Source organism: Streptosporangium sp. NPDC023615 (assembly GCF_040640155.1).
In the GTDB taxonomy this organism is placed as follows: domain Bacteria; phylum Actinomycetota; class Actinomycetes; order Streptosporangiales; family Streptosporangiaceae; genus Streptosporangium.
This window is the reverse complement of record NZ_JBFABE010000177.1, coordinates 1-1,434: the sequence shown is the minus strand read 5'-3', so window position 1 is coordinate 1,434 and position 1,434 is coordinate 1. Positions and strand designations below refer to the sequence as shown.

Annotated in this window: 1 protein-coding gene; it reads right to left on the bottom strand. The window is 68.5% G+C overall.

The genetic code is table 11. The annotated features are described in order from the left end of the window. Positions 1-139: 139 nt before the first annotated feature. The gene (locus AB0G16_RS38765) at positions 140-1,375 is read right to left on the bottom strand and encodes an IS701 family transposase (RefSeq protein WP_362816024.1); all 1,236 of its coding nucleotides are present in this window, start codon (positions 1,373-1,375) and stop codon (positions 140-142) included. Between the last annotated feature and the right edge of the window lie 59 nt (positions 1,376-1,434).

Genomic DNA, 1,434 nt, shown 5'->3' with positions numbered 1-1,434 from the left:
CTAGTAGTACTTCGTTAGGTTGGTTCGGGTGGGTGGTGTTGTGGCCGTCCGGCGGCGGGTATGTCGCGGTGGCAGGTGGGGCATGTGCCGGTCCATGCGCGGATGAGGTCTTGGAGCGTGGCCAGGACCTGGTAGAAGGTCAGGCCGGCGCTGGGGCTTTTGGGTCCAGGCGTCGAAGGGTGAGGAAGGCGTGGGCGGCGGTGACCAGGGTGGCGTGATGGTGCCAGCCTCGCCAGGTGCGGCCCTCGAAGTGGTCCAGGCCCAGACCGTGTTTCATCTCCCGGTAGTCGTGCTCGATGCGCCAGCGCATCTTGGCCAGGCGGACCAGGCGCCGCAGCGCGGTGTCGACCGGCAGGCTGGTCAGCCAGTACTCGGTGGGCGTCGCGGCGCCGGTCGGCCACTCGGTCAGCAACGTCACCGCGGGCAAGACCCCGTCCCAGCCAACCTCCCCCGGGGCCTGCGATCTGGCGTGCCTGCGGGTCGTGACCCCGGCCGGACGCACGCTTTGGACCCGAAACCGCGAGCGCATCGGGCCTTTGGAGCCCGTTCGCCAGGTCACCCGCCGATAGCTCGCGCGACCGCTCTCGGCGGCCAACTCCCTCAGCGAGGACGCGGCGGTGCGATAACGGGCGGCGGGCTTGCGCCCGTTACCGCTCCACGCCGGTGTGGTGGGCACCGCATCATGAGGGTGGGCGGACTCATCGCAGCGGACCGCGACGACGAAGTCCAGGCCCCGCTCGGCCAGAGCGTGCCGGAACGCGGTGATCTGGCCATAACCCGCATCGGCGACGATCACCTGCGGGACCAGCCCCCAGCCGATCGCCTCGTCGATCAGATCCAGCGCCAGCCGCCACTTCTCCCGATGTCTCACCTCATCCGGTATTCCGGCCCTGGAGCGGCGTCCGGCGTCCTGCTCCCACTCCTTGGGCACGAACAGCCGCCAGGAGATCGGCACCGACGCCGCATCACAGGCGGCGTGCAGACTGACCGCGACCTGGCAGTTGGCCTGCTTGCCCAGCGCCCCGCACCACTGACGGGCCACCGCCACCGACATCTTGCCGTCCTTGGGAAAGGACACATCGTCGATCACCCACACCAGCGGGGTGACGGCGGCGCTCAGCTTGGTGGCGATCGCCCGCAGCACGGGCGCATGATCCCAGGTCGACTGGCTGACGAACTGCTGCAAGGCCTGCATGTCACCATCGGGCAGGCGCTCGGCCATCGGCTGGATCGACTTGCGCGGCCCCTCCAGCATCAGCCCCCGCAGATAGCAGTTACCCTTCGCCCGCTGATCCCTGCGCGGCACCGACGCGAACACCTCGGCCACGAACGCGTCCAGCTCACCCCGCAGCTGCTCGATCTCCCGCAAATCCACGACAGCAGCATGCCGAACCCAACACCCACGATCAAACCAACCTAACGAAGTACTACTAG